This is a genomic window from Leptolyngbya sp. CCY15150 (assembly GCF_016888135.1).
Classification (GTDB): Bacteria; Cyanobacteriota; Cyanobacteriia; order RECH01; family RECH01; genus RECH01.
The window spans coordinates 1-16,156 of the sequence record NZ_JACSWB010000302.1 but is presented as its reverse complement, the minus strand read 5'-3'; the positions used below and the strand labels follow the sequence as shown (position 1 = coordinate 16,156).

Sequence of the window (16,156 nt, the reverse complement as noted above, 5' to 3'; positions counted from 1 at the left end):
CCAGATAGGTTAGGCGTCTAGATAGGTTAGGCGATCGCATTCTCAGTATCGGGGTCAAATAGATGTAGCTTATCCGCTGCGATTGCCAGCCAAAGTTCTTCACCAATCGACACCGGCCGATCCGGCTCGATGCGGGCTTGTAGGGTGATGCGATCGCTGACCGTGCCGTGCCCCAGACGTACTGATAAGTAGGTTTCACTCCCCAACGCCTCCACCCGTTCCACCGTCACCGGCAGATTTTTGGGTGCCGGGACGCTCACACTCAAGTGTTCAGGACGAATCCCCAAGAGCAGCGATCGCCCATCATAGCGGCCCAGGGCATCTTCCCAGGTACCGGGGATGGTCAGGCGAAAGTGATTGTGGGTGATCAGCAGCGGTGCGGTCACGGCCACGGTCAAAAAGTTCATGGGTAGGGTGCCGATAAACTCCGCGACAAAGCGATTGACGGGATGGTTGTACAACGTCAGCGGCGCGGCCAGTTGCTGAATTTGCCCCGCGTTCATCACGGCAATGCGATCGCCCATGGTCATGGCTTCAGTTTGATCGTGGGTCACGTAAATGGTGGTGATGCCCAGCCGCCGCTGGAGGTTCACAATTTGCGATCGCGTCTCAATTCGCAACTTGGCGTCTAAGTTAGAGAGCGGTTCATCCATCAAAAACACCGACGGATTACGCGCCATGGCTCGCCCCAGGGCTACCCGCTGCTTTTGCCCACCGGAGAGCTGCTTCGGCAAGCGATCGAGCAACTGCTGGATCTGCAGCATTTCCGCCACCGTCAGCACCCGTTGATCAATAGCCCGCTCCGTGGGCGACCAGTAGCGCAGTAATCGCGGTAGGGGACGGGTTGCAGCCACCAATCCCTTTTCTAGCCAAGGGGGAAGCGATCGCTCATTGTCCGTCTTTTGGGGATCAATCAACGAATGGGCCGTGCGCCGCAAGCCAAAGGCCAAATTGTTGTAGACCGTCAAGTGGGGATAGAGGGCATAGTTTTGAAACACCATGGCAATATCCCGCGCCTTGGGTGGGAGCTCATTGACCAAGCGATCGCCCACCCAGATATTGCCGCCGGTGAGGGTTTCGAGCCCCGCAATTAACCGCAGCAGCGTACTTTTGCCGCAGCCCGATGGCCCCACCAGCACCATAAACTCGCCATCATGAACCGTGAGCTGAATCCGGCGCAGCACCGATACATGGCTTTGCCGTCCGTCTGCCGACTCCTCCACCGGGTCAGCGATCGCCGCAACGGGAACAGCTCCATCGCTCACCATTGCCCCGCCAGGCGGGCGCGTTCCGGCCTGCCCCGTCCGGTGGGAGAAACTTTTGTACACGTTCTCTAGAACGACTTTTGCCACGATACCTTGTCACTTGAATGTGCTCCGCCTATTGTCTCCTATTCCTCCAGCTTCCGCACCCCCAGAGATGGCGACCTTGCCCAAATGGAGCGATCGCTCTTCGGAAGGGCGTCGCAGTTTACACCTAAAGCAAGGGTTCTCGTTTCCAGCGATTTCTCAAAAAAAGTTGCGCTATTTTCCCCGACCTTTGCTAGGATAGGAAAGCAATACGCGGATGTGGCGGAATTGGTAGACGCGCTAGATTTAGGTTCTAGTTTCGCAAGAAGTGAAGGTTCAAGTCCTTTCATCCGCATAAGTGACCCATTAACGAGATAGACGTTCGATGAAATCATGCTATGCCAGCAAGTCTTGTCTGACGCTGGGTATGATGCATCGAGGAATGTCTAGCGTCCAACTCATGTCATTGAATTTATAGGCTCTAGAGAGCGATCGCCCCTCACGTCTCTCTAGGCTGATGGACAAAACTCCTGCGATCTTGATTCTCTTGTAGCTTGGGTTGGCATCAGCGTAACCCCAGGGAATCTAAGCTGATCCTGGGTTTGACGTTGCTCAACCTAGCCTAGGCAAAAAGATGGGTCAGTCAATCAGCTCTCTGGGTCAAACGTAACCCTGACATTGTTAACCCCATCTCAAGCCCTGCTTAGAATTGCCGGGAGATTGGGTAACCTGATCGCATCTATCCTGCGGATGGCCCCTCGGCCATCTAGCTCCATCCCAGACACATCACTAGACCATCAGGGCCGCCTTGTCTTCAACAACACGACCCAGGCGATCGCGTTACTGTAGAACTAGCAGGCGGCGGATGACCTTTCCTTTAGGTTTTCCCTGTCCCACTGCCCCCTTAAGATCCTCTAGCTCCCTCAGCCCAGATGAGGATCAACCGCAATGTCCCCCCATACCCATTGTTTAGATGCTTGGCTGCATTTTCCCTTGACCATCGAGCTCTTCACTGACAGACTTTTTCACCCCTATGACTACCCATCTCAACCGAATTCTGATGCTCGATCTTGAGCATCAACATCAGCCATTGCAGGAAAAACTCCAAGCGGCGATGCAGGAGGTGATGCTCAGCGGAGACTATGTTCTGGGACAAGCCGTGAATGAGTTTGAGATGGCCTTTGCCACAGCCTGTGGTGTGGACTATGGCATCGGCGTGGGGTCAGAAAGTGATGCCATTACCCTAGGGCTGCATGGCTGTGGGATTGGCGCTGGTGATGAAGTGCTGCTACCCGCTCATCTCCCGATCGCTACCCTCTTGGGCGTGGTGCGATCGGGGGCAACGCCGGTTCTCGTCGATTGTCATCTTGAAACCGGCCTGATGGATTTGGTGGCAGCCGAAAAGCTGATTACGCCCAAAACCCGCGCCATTATTCCCGTTCACCTCTATGGACAGATGGTGTCGCCGGTGCAGCTTTTGAGTTTGGCCAGCACCTATGATGTGATGATTTTTGAAGATGCTAGCCAGGCTCCGTTTGCTGAACGAGATGGCTATCGGGCTGGTTCGGTGGGCATGGCAGCATCGTTTAGCTTCCATCCCACTCGCAATCTATCGGCCCTCGGCGATGCAGCGATGGTGGTGACGCGGGAAGGGATCGTGGCTCAGACGGTGCGATCGCTCCGTAACTGTGGCGCACCCCGCAAACACTACCACACGGATATTGGAGCCCAAAGCCGTCTTGATACTCTGCAGGCGGCTGTTCTGGGGGTCAAGCTGCCCTATTTACCGGCTTGGACGAACGAACGCCAGCACCTAGCCCAGTTCTACGACCAACTGCTTGTCCCTTTGTTGGATCAAGGGATTTTGCCCTTGGAAAATCAATGTGGGGCGGGGCATGCCTACCAGTCCTATGTTGTGCGGATTACTCAATCCTGTCCTCTAGACCGTGCTTCTATGCAGATGGAATTGGCGGCTCAGGGCATTCAGACGTTGGTTCACTACCCGGTTCCGGCCTACCTCCAGCCGGCGTTCAAATATTTGGGCTATCCGCCTGAATCGTTTGCCCATACGGAACTGCTGTGCCAAGAAGTCCTCTCTCTGCCGCTCTATCCAGGTCTGGAGCAAGCACAAGTGCAGCGAGTAGTGGATGCGATCGCGTCCCTAACCCGCTTTTCCTATAGCGTTGAACAGCATGACTGATCCCTGTGCAACTGATTGCCTGCGCGACTAACTAGAAGCGCTGGTGTAAAACCGCAGGGCAAAACGCCAGAAGCGATGGGAGATCCAGAAGAGTCCCATGGACAGCAGCGCTGAGCCCAGAACCCACCAGCTCGTTGCTCGGTTGAGGATCATCTGGGCGGGGACGGTGGTGAGAAAAGCCACGGGAATAATAAAGGTGAAGAAGAAGCGATAGGCGGTGGGGTAGGCGACGATGGGAAAGCGGCCTGATTCAATGAGCCCCCGCAGGACTTCGGTGACGTTATAGATTTTGACGAACCAGATGCTGGTGGCTCCCAAAATAAACCAGAGACTATAGAGGCTGAGAAACCCAAAGGCGATCGCTGGCAACCCCCGCAAGTAATCCAGCGGTGCAAGTCCCAAGCGCTGCCCCGCATAACCGATGATGATCATCCCAAAGAGGGCATCGGGTAGTCCCCAGGGGGAAATGGTGTGGAGCGATAGCCAGAATTGGGCACTGACGGGCTTGATCAAAATAAAATCGAGGGTGCCGTTTTGCACATGGGTGACAATTTTGTTGAGGTTGGGGGCCAGGAGGGTGGCGGAAAATCCTTGAAATAGGGTGAACATCCCCAGCACAATCAGCGCCTCGTCCCAGCTCCAGCCCTCGAAGGTATAGTCTTGCTGGTAAAACAAAAACAGGCCAAATAGGCTGCCGCTCATTCCCAGCAGGCTGCTGAGGGTGGCGATCGCAACATTGACTCGATACTCTAGCTCAACCGCGATCGCTGCCCCCCAAAACCGCTGCAAAATTCTGGCATAGTGGCGAAGATTGCCTAACACGCTTTCACCTATCCTGAACACTATCCTGAACGGGGACGAGACTGAGTGAAGACTCTAGTAGACCATCCGTATCCTAACACCCGCAAGGTTTACGTCCCAGTTCCGCCATATTGCGCAGTGCAATAATTTGTAATACAGGGGTATGATGGTCGATAGAAGTACCTAGTCAACTGAATAGAGAAGGAGTGAAGTCCATGTCTCACACTATCTCGGCGTCTAACGTCTCGACCCAGTCTAACTTCACGGTGGTTGAACTGACACCCGGTGTGTACGTTCGCACCTCCATTCCCGCCGCCAACCACGCCGCTCTGCGAGCCGGGTTTGCTGGATATACGGTAAATCCCCGCTGGACGGTAACCAAGCTGCGTGCATGGAAAAAGGGACGGCAATGGCGCGATGCTCTTGCTCGGCAAGAAATGGTTGTGCGTCCTAGCGACTCGATGCTGGTGTTTGCCGCCCAGCCCGGTGCAGATCCATCGCAGTCGTCGGATACAGACAAACCCGTTCAACCCTCGTCGGGCAACTGGTTCACCCGCAAACGGATGGCGATCGCCTCCCCCTTTGCATAACCCTATCGAATTGAGGCCATTTAGAATCCACTATGGATAGTTCCAGTAGTACCGGTAGCATACCGAAGAGAGGCGCAGCCCAGGCTGCGCCTCTCGTGTTTTAAATGGGCATCGCTACATATGCCCAGCTAGTACCGCAAGACAGAAAAACGAAGACAGAAAAACGAAAAGGAATTCCAGGACACACAAGGGTTTCTGCCTTAGCAACTAGGCGGGTTACTTCCGTCTCAGAGTACTAGCTACCGCGATAGGTGCTATAGGACCAGGGGGAGACCAGCAATGGCACATGATAGTGGGCAGCGGAATTCGCCACACTGAAGCGCAGGGGAATCTCATCCAAGAACGGTGGATTGGGAGCTGCTTGGTTGAACTGCGCAAAATAGCTGCCCACGGAAAAGACTAGCTCATAGGTACCCACCTTAAAACCGCTGTCGGTCAATAACGGTGCATCGGTGCGGCCGTCCTCATTGGTGGTGACCTGGGCGAGTAATAGATGGTCTCCTTCGTCTGAAATGCTCCAAAGGGCGATCGCTACCCCCACTGCTGGGCATCCGTGGGCCGTATCAAGAACATGGGTGGTCAGGTATCCGGTCATGGTGAAATTGCTTGCACTAAAATCTGACCTCAACCATACCGCGAACCCTTTAAAAGCGATCGCCCTTGCCCTAGACAACTCGGCAGACTGGCACATGACGTCACGCGGTGGCCAGGGCTGGATTTTATGGCTGACAACGCCCAGGATCCTTAAGGGTCACTGTCTGGAGAACCATGGCGGCGATCGCCACCCAAGACTTCACCCTGCCGCATAGCTCCATCCGGACAACCACCTGACAAAGTGCCACAGGTCCAAGGGGCTATGCCGGAAACTACGAAATCCTAAGGTGTAGACCTGAGTATCAATCCGTAGATATCCCTAGAGAGGAGAACCTACGCGATCGCCACCCACATCTCCCTACCATCTATCTCGACATCATTGTCACAGAACGTCATGAATCCTCGAAAATCTTCACTCGTGCATCCGGCCATGTCTACAACCAAAACGACAAAAACCGCAAAAGCAACGGTACACCTATCGTTCAATACGCTGAGCCCCTTTGAGCGTGTTCACGATCAGTATCGAGACCATGGCATTCAGTTTGAACAGGCGATCGCCCTGTCTCCCACCAACCCCGCCTTTTCCCACTACGCTCACCCCTTGGTGCTCATGCCCACCGCAGGGCACACCTCACTCATCCTGCGATTTGCTCCTAGCGTGCTGCACATCAGCGCCTCGGTGATTGGCCTGCGCCAAATTAGCCTAGTAGCCCTTGATGATCAAGGTAAGGTGATTGCCCGCCACGCGGTTCACGGCAAGCGATCGCTGCACCAGCATCGCGACTTAACCCTCCCCTTGCCCTGCCTAACCCTCGATGCGATCGGGCCCAATATGCACCAAGTCGCACTGATGTCTGACGCTCCGTTTGTCGTGAATGATATTCTATTTACACCTAGCCTAAATGAGTAAACGGCTGGAGACGAGTTGCCCATCCTATGGAATTTTCAAGACAATCTTAACGACCTGAACCACAACGTCCCTGACAACGCTAGGATACTAGGGATACAAATCTGCTCCATCGATCTTGGGGTAAACCCGATGTAACCTTGGATAGGAAGCCATGGGATCCTGGTAGCAGGAAAGACGATGTCTTAGGTAGCGTGTCTTTCGTATCTAGAACGGATAGACTGGATGACGTTAGGGCATCCTTGCGCTGCCATTAAGCCACCCTCAGTGTGAACATCGCTAACGCCTATCACTGTGAACGTTATTGACGCAACATTGCTTAAGCGATCCTTCAGTAGGTTGAACCATGAACAGGGTATCGGTATAAGTAGTGTCTAACGGGACGACCCCACTTGTATAGAAGACACTCGTTCATTTGCTCTTATAGTTCATTACTTTATGATTCCATGCGTGATCGGTTTCGTTCTCGTGATTTAGATAATTCCATTATTCGTCAGGCTCCCTTCTTTCAGGGGCTGCCAGAAGAGTCTGTTAATCAAGCGACGAACCAAGTCGTGGTGCGGGCTCATCCTGCCGGACAGGTGATTTTGCTAGAAAATGACTGGGGTAGTTCGGTCTATTTCATTTTGGATGGGTGGGTCAAGATCCGCACCTACAATTTGGACGGGCGGGAGATTACGCTGAATATTCTGGGCAAGGGAGAGCTGTTTGGGGAAATGGCTCCCCTTGATGAAGTGCCGCGCTCCACGGATGTCTTGACCTTGGCGGAAACGGTGATTGGCAATATGCCTGCCCAAGATTTTGTGAAGCTGATTAGCTCCGAACCCCAAGCTGGCATTCATTTGGCGAAGCTGATGGCTCGCCGCCTACGTCAGGTGAACCGGCGGCTGCGGCTGCGGGAGGCGGATAGCGTCGCGCGGGTAGCCGATATCTTACTATTTTTAGCCGATGGACAAGGGACGGTCAGCGAGCAGGGAACAGAAATTCCCAACCTGCCCCATCGTGAGCTGAGTAGCCTGAGCGGCCTGGCCCGCGAAACGGTGACCCGCGTGCTCAATAAGCTAGAACGAAAAGAGTTAATCAAGCGCGATCGCGATGTGCTCTGCATTCCCGATATTGATGCCCTCGATCGCATGTTGGTGTAGAGAACCATGGCCGAGGATACCTTCTATCTAAGTGAAGACGATCGTCGGGCATGGCGATCGCGTCTTGCGGAGGCCAGTCGAAACAATGTGCTCTGTCACTGCCGCCAGTGTGACCGAGAATGGGTGGCGTCGGGGCCAGAGGCCTGCACCTGCGGCAGTCGTCACATCGAGTGGCTGAATTGCTGGCAGTTTCCCGATGGTTAGGGCAATCTCTCCAGACCCTACCAAGCCCGTGCCAAGCTCAGTTCCAGACAGGAGCCCCTAGACGCCATCCTCTGGAAAGACCCATTGGGGGGCTTCTGACACTCTTTCTAAGGTTTTTTTGCGCACCGCTTCTTCAGCGATCGCCAGCATGTCATCAAGGGATGTACTGGCAATAAATTGGGAGGCCTGGGCCCGATACTCTAGATTGGGGCACTGATCCCCTAAGACGCACCCGTTTACGCAGGCTTCTACACAGTTAATATCGGCTGGATTCATAGTGTTGTTCTCCTCAGCAACCGCCGTCGCTTGATCGAGCGAATTTAGTTACAAATTTTAATCAGTTCTCCTCCATTGTAAAACGCGGGGTAGGAAGTCTCAACGACCTGTCTAGGAAGATGTTCAAAGAACGACTTCAGCAATATCGGTGAGAGGGGGCAGTGCTGGCGTATCGATGGCGTAGGCACCGCGCTGGCAGCGAAGGGCAAAGGGGCAGTCTTCACAGGCAGAGGATCCTTCGGGTAGCTGGGGCAGGGGTTGTCCCTCTTGGTAGGCCGCTAGGCTAGCCGTTAGGTGTTCCACCAGCGTGGTTAAGCTTTGGCGGGTCTGCTCGTGTTGGGCTGCGCTGTAGGGGAAGGCGATGGATTGGGGGATTGGTTCCGTCAAATAGGGCTGCACAAACCAGTAGGTCATGCTGATTTGGTCGGGACGGTAGGCGCTGGTTTCAGCGAGGACAAAGGGATAGAGGCGGGTTTGCCAATGTTGGGAGAGCCAGTGGGACTGTTGGGGACGGGGGTAGGTTTTCCAGTCAATAATCTGGGCTTGGTCGTCCCCCAGCAGCAGCAGGTCATAGACGGCGGTGAAGACGGCATCGCCTAGACGCAGGGTGCGCCGATGTTCGCTGAGGCGATCGCGCCAAGCGTTGGGGTCAAAGATCTGGGGGACGGTCTTCACCAGGGCCTCCATGCAGCGGTAGAAGGAGAGATCATCGGCGGGATTGGCATGGAGCGGTAGCCCTAGATCCCGTTGCTGCATGAGGTGGTGGAAGCGGCTGCCCCACTCTAGGTGCGATCGCTGTTCCATGGGCATCAGGCCACTGAGCTGATCCCAATAGATATGCTGAAATTTTCGTTGGCAGAGACTGAGGACAGTCAGCGCACTTTGGGAAAGCTGGAGCGGCATGGGGGTCGGTGGGGTAACGGGACAGGGACGGCACCTAGGCGAGGCGTTCTACGAAGATCACATGTTCGGTGACCTGCTCGAAGGTGTCATCGTGACTAATCACAAACAGTTGTTGGAACGATTTTAGGTTGGCGATCGCTTCCGCCAAATGGCGACGGCGGGGACGATCCATATTGGTGGTCGGTTCATCAAAGAAAGCAATGTCAATTTCTGCAAACACTCGCAGCAGAGCCAGGCGCACGGACAAGGCCGCACACATTTGCTCGCCGCCGGAGAGGTTCATAAACCGTCGGTTGTGGGCTCCTTCTTGCACCACAATGTCATAGTCCCGCGTCCATTCCAGGGCCACATTAGGACGATTCAGCAGTTCTCGAAACAGGCGATCGGCTTCTTGAGAAACCGTTTGTACGTAGCGCTCTGTAATCCTCGGCCCAGCTTCTTTGTAGACCTTGCGGGCAAAGCTAATCAGGCGCTTGATTCGTTCCTTGGTTTTGAGATCAACCTCAGCCTGATCGCGCTTATGGGCCAACTCCATCAGGGTTTGCACCTGCTCAGCTAATTCCGCCTGGCGCTGACGCTGCTGGGGCAAACTTCCCGAGAGGCGATCGACCTGACGACGGGTGGCTTCGTAGCGGCTGCGCAGATGCTCGGCGGCTTCGGCATCATAGTCCTGCATCAGGGTTTGGTACTGTTGCTCGATCGCCTGGGCTGCGTCTTGACTCTGCTGCAGATCGGCGATCGCTTGCTCTAGGTCAGCCTGACGTTTGGGCACCTGATCCGCATCGTTGCGGTAGCGCAGATAGGCTAAATACCCGGCCTGGTGCTGCTGGCGCTGCTGCTGCTGGTGTTCAAGATCCCTATCGAGCTGGGCAAAGGGGATCAGCTGTAGATCTAAAGCGGCGATCGCATCTTCTACCTTGGCTACTTGCTCTTGGGCGGCCTGCTGATCCTGAAGCAGGGCCGGCCGGCGCTGGAGCTCTTGGGTGAGCACCTGATGGCGGGCGCGGGGATTGTCTAGGGCAGTAAGCTGCTGGGCCAGGTGCGATCGCTCGGTCTGCAAGGGTGTGAGCTGGGCAAGCTGCTGGGTCAACTGCTCTAGGTGCGATCGCGTTTGTTCACCCTCGGTTTTCAAATCCACCAAGCGATGGCGCTTCTCCTCCAAGGTGGCCACCTCAGCCCGCTGACGATAGGCCTGATCCAAGGCTTGGGTGACCTGGGTCAACTGCTGCCCCAGGGCGATCGCCGACACCTGCTCTCCCAACTCCGAGAGAATGCCCTGCAGGGCGGTGATCAGATCGGCGGTCAAGTCCCTATCGGCTTCGATGCTAGCGATCGCCGCTTGCAGGGTGGCATCGGGCGGAAGCTGGCGCAGTAAGGCGACTCCTGCCTGAATGCGATCGAGGTGGGGCTGCCGTTGGGTTTGGGTATGGGTGACCAGGTGCCGCAGCTCGGCTTCAAATTGTTTAGCGGCTTCTACCCGGCTCAACTGTTGCTGGAGGCGATCGCGCTGGTGTTCTTGGTTGGGGATCTCTGCGATCGCTGCTTCAAAGGGCTGGATGCGATCGATCTCCTGGGATACCTGCTTCCACTGGCCCCGCAAACGGTTCAGGTGCTGTTCTAGACTTTGAAACTCAACGGTTTGGGCGCTGAGGGCCTGGATCTGTTGATCGATGTGCTGCTGCTGTTCTTCTAGCTGGCGCTGGGTTTCGAGGAACGGCTGCAGGCGATCGCAGTCTTGCTCAGCTTTTTCAACCTGCTCAAGCTGCAGGGCATAGCGGGTCAGTTGATTTTGCCCTAGGGTGAGCTGGCGCTGGAGATCTTGCCGCTGGCTTTGCAGTTGGTGGCGCTGTTTGCGCTGTTGTTCCAGATCGGCAAGCCTCTGTTCTGCCTGCAGGACAAGGTCGTAGCTCTCCCGATTGTCTGCACAGAGGTTGGCTGCCTGCTGAGCTGTCTGGAGTGCTTGCTCTAAAATCTTCAGGGCGCTTTGTTTCGCCTCAACTTGGGCGGCGATCGCTTGCTTCTGGGCCGTGAGGGTTTGCAACTGCTGCTGCTGCTGCTGGATGGCCGCTTGGCGTTGTTCAAGCTGCGCCAACTCTTGCTCTAGGGCTGCCAGGTGAGTTTCATCTTGGGCGATCGCTTCAACTAAGGCTGCTTGCCGGGACTGCAGTTCTGGCAAAGGCTCTAGACTTTCGTTGTATTGAGCGATCGCCTGCTTCACCTGATCGAGTTCAGCCTTGGCATACTTTTCCAATGCGCCGGTTTCTTTGTAGACCAAGCGAAATTCTTCGACTTTGAGGATGGCGTCAAAAATCTGCTTGCGCTGGGTGGGCGGCTGCAAAAAGTCAGCAGTGACGGTGCCTTGGGGCACGCCGATGGTATTGGCAAAAAGCTGGCCTAGATCAATGCCAGGGGCGATGCCTAGCTGCTGCCGTAGCCAAGGGGTGACTTCGTCTTCAATGTGGCGATAGTTGAGAACGTGATCAAGCTGTGGATCATACAGGCGATAGCCCTTGGTGGTGCAGCGCTGAACTTGATAGGTGCGCTCATCGTGGCTGGATACAAACTCCACCGCCACTTGGGCACTGCTTTGACCGTTGCGGATGAGGTCTTCGTTTTTATACGACCCACGGTAATTGAAAAGTACCCAAGCGATCGCCTCCACGATGCTAGTTTTGCCCGCTCCATTTTCTCCACAGATGGTATTGACCCCTGGCTGGAACACAAAATGGCGATCTTGGTGAGTTTTGAAATTCGTCAGAGTAACGGAGAGAATCTGCATAGGCTAGCATGTCATCGTGGTTTCTAGTCTAGAACAGATGTTGAAGGGCGATCGCTCTATACCGACGTGATGCTGATTCAACACCTGAGACAGAGCAGCTTTGTCAAGTCTCTTCCTAGCATGGGATCAGCGGTGTACCATCGTCTAGGTAGTCTATCAACCCGGATAGTTTTCGCCTAAACTCCGTGACGTTTAGAGGCAGTATTCATGACGAACCAAGCTAGAGAAGACATGACCCGGGCAGAATTTCAACAGTTGGTTCAAAAACAACTCTACAACCTGCTAGAGCAAAACAACGTAGAGGGCGTGAAACTTCTGCTCAAGCCGGTGGAACCTGTGGATGTGGCGGAGGCCATTGATGGGCTGCCTGAAACCATGCGGGCGATCGCTTTTCGGCTGCTCTCCAAAGATGAAGCGTTAGAAGTCTATGAGTATCTGGAACCCAATACTCAGCAGGCGCTGCTAGAAACCTTCAAGCGCCAAGAGGTGGTAGATATTTTTGGCCGCATGTCGCCCGACGATCGCGTGCGGCTGATGGATGAACTACCGGCCAAACTGGTGCGCATCTTGATCGAACAGCTCAGCGCTGAAGAACGCCAGATTACCTCGCTGCTGCTGGGCTACCCTCCCGAGACAGCCGGTCGGATGATGACCCCCCGCTATGTGGCTATCCGAGAAGCTACCACTGCCGCCGAGACGATTCAACAGGTGCGCAACTTTGCCTCGATCAGCGAGACCATCTACTACCTTTATGTAATTGACGTCAGCCGTCACCTCAAAGGGGTGCTCTCGCTGCGGGAGTTGGTTTTGGCTCAGCCCGACCAAGTGATTGGCGATATTATGAAGCCTGAGATGATCTCAGTAAGCACAGATACCGACCAAGAAGAGGTGGCGCGGGTTATTCAGCGATACGACCTGACGGCACTACCCGTGGTCGATCGAGAGCAGCGCCTTGTGGGCATCATCACCGTCGATGATGTGTTAGATGTCCTTGAAGAAGAAACCACGGAAGATATTTACACCCTGGGTGGTCTGCAAACAGGTAAGGAAAGCTATTTCCAAACGAACTTGTTTACCATTGCCCGGCAGCGAGTCGTTTGGCTACTGATTTTGCTGGTGGCCAATACCTTCACGGGCACCATCATGCATACCCAAGAGGATGTTTTGAAATCAGTGGTGGCTCTGTCTTTCTTTATCCCGCTGCTCATTGGTGCAGGTGGAAATATTGGAGCCCAGTCATCTACAGTGGTGATTCGTGGTTTGAGTACGGAAGAGATTTCGTTGCGATCGGGGCTACGGGTGATTTCACGAGAACTAGCAGCCGGCTCGATGCTCGGTGGGATGCTGGCGGTGATTACCATCATCTGGGCCTATATCTTGCAGGGTGACTTGGGTGTGGCGATTGTCGTGGGGGTTAGCCTCATTGCCATATCTATGCTGGCTTCCTTTGCTGGATCAGCCCTACCCTTTCTGTTCAATTTCCTCAAGCGAGATCCGGCGCTGATGTCGGCTCCGTTCATCACCACCCTTGTAGATGTGCTCGGTGTGTTTATTTACTTCATGGTAGCTAGAGTTGTGTTGAGCGATCGCCTTCTGCCACTCTAGGTTGACGATGAGAGGGCGATCGCTGCCAGTCTTGCTGTTTAGAGGATAACTAAGTCCAGCCGTGACTCAGGCATCCTCTAAACTTGCGCACTACTTACCCATACCAAGCTGCTGGGCTTTTTGGTATACCTTACCTTCCGTCAGCAGCGAGGGTGCCACGATTACTTCCACCTGCTGCATCTCGCGGATATCCTTTGCGCCGAGGGTGCCCATGCTGGTTTGCAGAGCCCCTAGGAAGTTGTGGGTACCATCGTCGAGTTGAGCTGGGCCCCGGAGGATTTGTTCCAGCGTGCCCGTTGTGCCCACGCGAATGCGAGTACCGCGCGGTAGAACGGGGCTAGGGGTGGCCATGCCCCAGTGGAAACCCCGGCCCGGCGCTTCTTGAGCCCGAGCAAAGGGAGAGCCGATCATCACAGCATCAGCACCGCAGGCAATACATTTACAAATATCGCCGCCGGTCACCAGACCACCATCAGCGATCACCGGCACATAGCGCCCTGTTTCCTGGAAATAATCATCCCGAGCGGCGGCGCAGTCGGCCACGGCCGTTGCTTGGGGAACCCCCACACCCAACACACCGCGAGAGGTGCAGGCAGCACCAGGGCCAATGCCCACCAAGACACCCGCCGCACCTGCCTTCATCAGGTTCAGCGTCACGTCATAGGTCACGCAGTTGCCCAGCACCACAGGCATGGGCATCTCGCGGCAGAAGTCAGCTAGATCCAGCGGCGTTACGGTTTCCGGCGATAGGTGAGCCGTAGACACCACGGTTGCTTGAACAAACACAAGATCTGCACCAGCTTCGGCAATAGCAGCCCCAAATCGGGTGGCACCTACTGGGGTAATACTAACCGCAGCAATTCCTCCCTGAGCCTTAATTTCTTGAATGCGCCGTTTGATCAACTCTGGCTTGACGGGTTCCGCATAGAGTTCTTGCATAAGGGGCACAAACTCATCCTTGCCCACCGAGGTGATGCGATCGAGGATGGGGTTGGGATCGTCGTAGCGAGTTTGGATGCCTTCTAGGTTGAGCACGCCCAAGGCTCCCAGTTGAGAAAGCTTGACCGCCATACCCACATCAATCACGCCGTCCATAGCACTGGCAATGATGGGAATCTCACGCTCAATGCCGCCCATGCTCCAGCTTGTGTCAGCTAGGGACGGATCTAGGGTTCTTGTCCCTGGCACGAGGGCAATTTCATCAATACCATAAGCCCGTCTAGCAGTTTTGCCTCTACCAAGTTGTATAGTCACGCGAGTCGCCCCCAAATCTATATTTGAACTAGAGTATCAAATTTTGTATCAAGAATGACTGACATTGCCAAGAAGAGTGGTAGACCTTGGCGACTACTGTGCTTTGAGGGCAATACTTGAAGGCTAACAGGCAAGAGGGGGCGATCGCTCTCCTAGAGTAGAGTACCTGGTTAGATTTCAGAGGTGAGCTTGCTTAGAAAGTCATGATGTTCTTGCGCAGAATTTCTAGTAACACCTTGGGCTTGAAAAATCCTAGGGAAGGAAGAGTACAAAAGAACTAAGGAATGTGGCGCAGTTGTTCACACCACGTGCTATGAAAAAACTACTTAGTGGATGCACGGTTTTTAGCCGCTGTATTGCAAAGAGATATCCTTTTTCTTGTACTGTTTTTAAGTAATGAGGTTAAAGATTCTAACTATAGTTTGCTGAAAGTTTTCTCCTGTCTCTATGTGAAGGACTGTACTGATCAGACGGCAAACATCAGCTAAATCAATGGTTGTGCTCAAGACGCTTGGCATCTGTAAGGGTAAGCCACGGCATTGGAACGCAGTGAAGAAGAATGCCGTAGTTACCTAGAGACTATTTTGTGGGGTCAAACCCCTCAATGCCCCTATTGCCAATCGATTAACAGTACGCCTATAACAAAGGAAAGAAGGTATCACTGTAACACTTGTTTCAATGCCTATAGTGTTACAGTTGGCACACTATTTCACGGAACCCATATTCCACTGGCTAAGTGGTTCAAGGCAATTGCTCTCATTCTTGACGAAAATCCACATATCAGCGTCAGGAAATTGGCTGAAGCGATTGATGTTAACAAGAACACTTCCTCTACACTAATCCGTCGCATTCAAAGAGCCCGGCTCACGGATGAATTGATTCTGAGAGCGATCGCAAACTATATGAAATAGATTCACTCGCTGTGTAGGTTGTGGAAATACCAGGATTTAGGAGAATACCATGGACATATCTAAACTTTTTAAATTCAGAACTTCAGTTATTGCGATGTTTTTTCTAGGGTGCTCACTTTTTTTCGTTGGTCACAACGCGGGAAAGCTAAAAGACGATTCGCCAGAATCTGACAAAATGCTGACCGAATATCTTTTAGGCGGAGGTTTGGTGGCATTAATGTCTATGTCCGGTTTTTCAGTAAATAGGGAAATAGAGGATGAACTTAGAGTAGAGAAGTCAAATCTCGAAAACACCTTTAAGGAAGAAAAATGGAAACTTGAAAAAGACTTCAATCATCGAGAAATAGAGCTTGAAAAAGCAATGGAATCAAGAAACCTCCAGACTGCTTATCATTTACAGAGCACCCTAGATAAAACCAGGAAAATCTTTGACGACATAAACTTTCCTAAAGAATTTGAGAACCATTTTATTCAAGCAATTCAGGAAATTCAAGACTCAATTAATGAACTTGAAGAATTAACTAGAGTCTCTGAAGAGGTTTGCCAGTGGCTCTCAGATGAAGAAAATTTCAATGATTTAGTTTCGAAAGCACTTGAAAGAGTTATACCAATTTAATTTAAAGGGACATAGAATAGAGGGAGGGTCAATCCTGGAGGATAGAAATGAGTCGTCCATTCAAGCTTGAGATCACTGAGAG

The 16,156-nt window shown here is 53.5% G+C and carries 16 protein-coding genes and 1 tRNA gene; 10 read left to right on the top strand and 7 right to left on the bottom strand.

Going from position 1 to position 16,156, the window contains the following annotated elements:
• Positions 1-26 precede the first annotated feature (26 nt).
• Positions 27-1,352 carry an ABC transporter ATP-binding protein gene (locus JUJ53_RS24190; protein ID WP_343328028.1) on the bottom strand — a complete coding sequence of 442 codons (1,326 nt, stop codon included), beginning with the start codon at positions 1,350-1,352 and terminating at the stop codon, positions 27-29.
• Between the two features lie 210 nt (positions 1,353-1,562).
• On the opposite strand from JUJ53_RS24190, the gene JUJ53_RS24185 reads away from it, so the two are divergent.
• Positions 1,563-1,644, top strand: a tRNA-Leu gene (locus JUJ53_RS24185).
• Between the two features lie 678 nt (positions 1,645-2,322).
• On the top strand, positions 2,323-3,489 hold the full coding sequence (locus JUJ53_RS24180) for a DegT/DnrJ/EryC1/StrS family aminotransferase (RefSeq protein ID WP_204154622.1): 1,167 nt from the start codon (positions 2,323-2,325) through the stop codon (positions 3,487-3,489).
• Between the two features lie 27 nt (positions 3,490-3,516).
• Here JUJ53_RS24180 and JUJ53_RS24175 read toward each other — a convergent pair whose 3' ends face one another.
• Positions 3,517-4,311 carry an ABC transporter permease gene (locus JUJ53_RS24175; protein WP_204154621.1) on the bottom strand — a complete coding sequence of 265 codons (795 nt, stop codon included), beginning with the start codon at positions 4,309-4,311 and terminating at the stop codon, positions 3,517-3,519.
• Between the two features lie 194 nt (positions 4,312-4,505).
• Between JUJ53_RS24175 and JUJ53_RS24170 the strand changes: the two genes are divergently transcribed.
• Positions 4,506-4,880 carry a hypothetical protein gene (locus tag JUJ53_RS24170; protein WP_204154620.1) on the top strand — a complete coding sequence of 125 codons (375 nt, stop codon included), beginning with the start codon at positions 4,506-4,508 and terminating at the stop codon, positions 4,878-4,880.
• Positions 4,881-5,115: 235 nt separating this feature from the next.
• On the opposite strand, the gene uraH is transcribed toward JUJ53_RS24170, so the two are convergent.
• Positions 5,116-5,475 carry a hydroxyisourate hydrolase gene (uraH, locus tag JUJ53_RS24165; RefSeq protein ID WP_204154619.1) on the bottom strand — a complete coding sequence of 120 codons (360 nt, stop codon included), beginning with the start codon at positions 5,473-5,475 and terminating at the stop codon, positions 5,116-5,118.
• Here uraH and JUJ53_RS24160 point away from each other — a divergent pair.
• The 4 genes from JUJ53_RS24160 (at position 5,474) to JUJ53_RS24145 (ending at position 7,730) form a co-directional block, all read left to right on the top strand.
• On the top strand, positions 5,474-5,689 hold the full coding sequence (locus JUJ53_RS24160; protein ID WP_204154618.1) for a hypothetical protein: 216 nt from the start codon (positions 5,474-5,476) through the stop codon (positions 5,687-5,689). The genes uraH and JUJ53_RS24160 overlap by 2 nt on opposite strands.
• 215 nt (positions 5,690-5,904) lie before the next feature.
• A complete protein-coding gene (locus tag JUJ53_RS24155; protein ID WP_204154617.1) occupies positions 5,905-6,384 on the top strand; it encodes a hypothetical protein in 480 nt (159 codons plus the stop codon).
• A 443-nt stretch (positions 6,385-6,827) separates the two neighbouring features.
• Entirely contained in the window at positions 6,828-7,526 is a 699-nt protein-coding gene (locus JUJ53_RS24150; RefSeq protein WP_204154616.1) for a Crp/Fnr family transcriptional regulator, read from the top strand.
• 6 nt (positions 7,527-7,532) lie between these two features.
• Positions 7,533-7,730, top strand: a complete 198-nt coding sequence (locus JUJ53_RS24145) for a hypothetical protein (protein WP_204154615.1) — start codon at positions 7,533-7,535, stop codon at positions 7,728-7,730.
• 57 nt (positions 7,731-7,787) lie between these two features.
• Here the strand turns inward: JUJ53_RS24145 and JUJ53_RS24140 are convergent, their stop codons facing one another.
• The 3 genes from JUJ53_RS24140 to JUJ53_RS24130 form a co-directional block, all read right to left on the bottom strand.
• Positions 7,788-8,006, bottom strand: a complete 219-nt coding sequence (locus tag JUJ53_RS24140; RefSeq protein ID WP_204154614.1) for a hypothetical protein — start codon at positions 8,004-8,006, stop codon at positions 7,788-7,790.
• Between the two features lie 123 nt (positions 8,007-8,129).
• Positions 8,130-8,909 carry a PD-(D/E)XK nuclease family protein gene (locus JUJ53_RS24135; protein ID WP_204154613.1) on the bottom strand — a complete coding sequence of 260 codons (780 nt, stop codon included), beginning with the start codon at positions 8,907-8,909 and terminating at the stop codon, positions 8,130-8,132.
• A 34-nt stretch (positions 8,910-8,943) separates the two neighbouring features.
• Complete coding sequence (locus JUJ53_RS24130) at positions 8,944-11,688, bottom strand: SMC family ATPase (RefSeq protein WP_204154612.1); 2,745 nt, start codon at positions 11,686-11,688, stop codon at positions 8,944-8,946.
• Between the two features lie 207 nt (positions 11,689-11,895).
• On the opposite strand from JUJ53_RS24130, the gene mgtE reads away from it, so the two are divergent.
• Positions 11,896-13,293: a magnesium transporter gene (gene mgtE / locus JUJ53_RS24125; RefSeq protein ID WP_204154611.1), complete on the top strand. Its 1,398-nt coding sequence runs from the start codon at positions 11,896-11,898 to the stop codon at positions 13,291-13,293.
• A 90-nt stretch (positions 13,294-13,383) separates the two neighbouring features.
• Here mgtE and JUJ53_RS24120 read toward each other — a convergent pair whose 3' ends face one another.
• Positions 13,384-14,547 (bottom strand): GuaB3 family IMP dehydrogenase-related protein, encoded by a 1,164-nt coding sequence (locus JUJ53_RS24120; protein WP_204154610.1) that lies wholly within the window; start codon positions 14,545-14,547, stop codon positions 13,384-13,386.
• Between the two features lie 539 nt (positions 14,548-15,086).
• On the opposite strand from JUJ53_RS24120, the gene JUJ53_RS25660 reads away from it, so the two are divergent.
• A complete protein-coding gene (locus JUJ53_RS25660; protein ID WP_204154609.1) occupies positions 15,087-15,458 on the top strand; it encodes a transposase in 372 nt (123 codons plus the stop codon).
• Positions 15,459-15,507: 49 nt separating this feature from the next.
• Positions 15,508-16,074: a hypothetical protein gene (locus JUJ53_RS24110; RefSeq protein WP_204154608.1), complete on the top strand. Its 567-nt coding sequence runs from the start codon at positions 15,508-15,510 to the stop codon at positions 16,072-16,074.
• Positions 16,075-16,156: the final 82 nt, after the last annotated feature.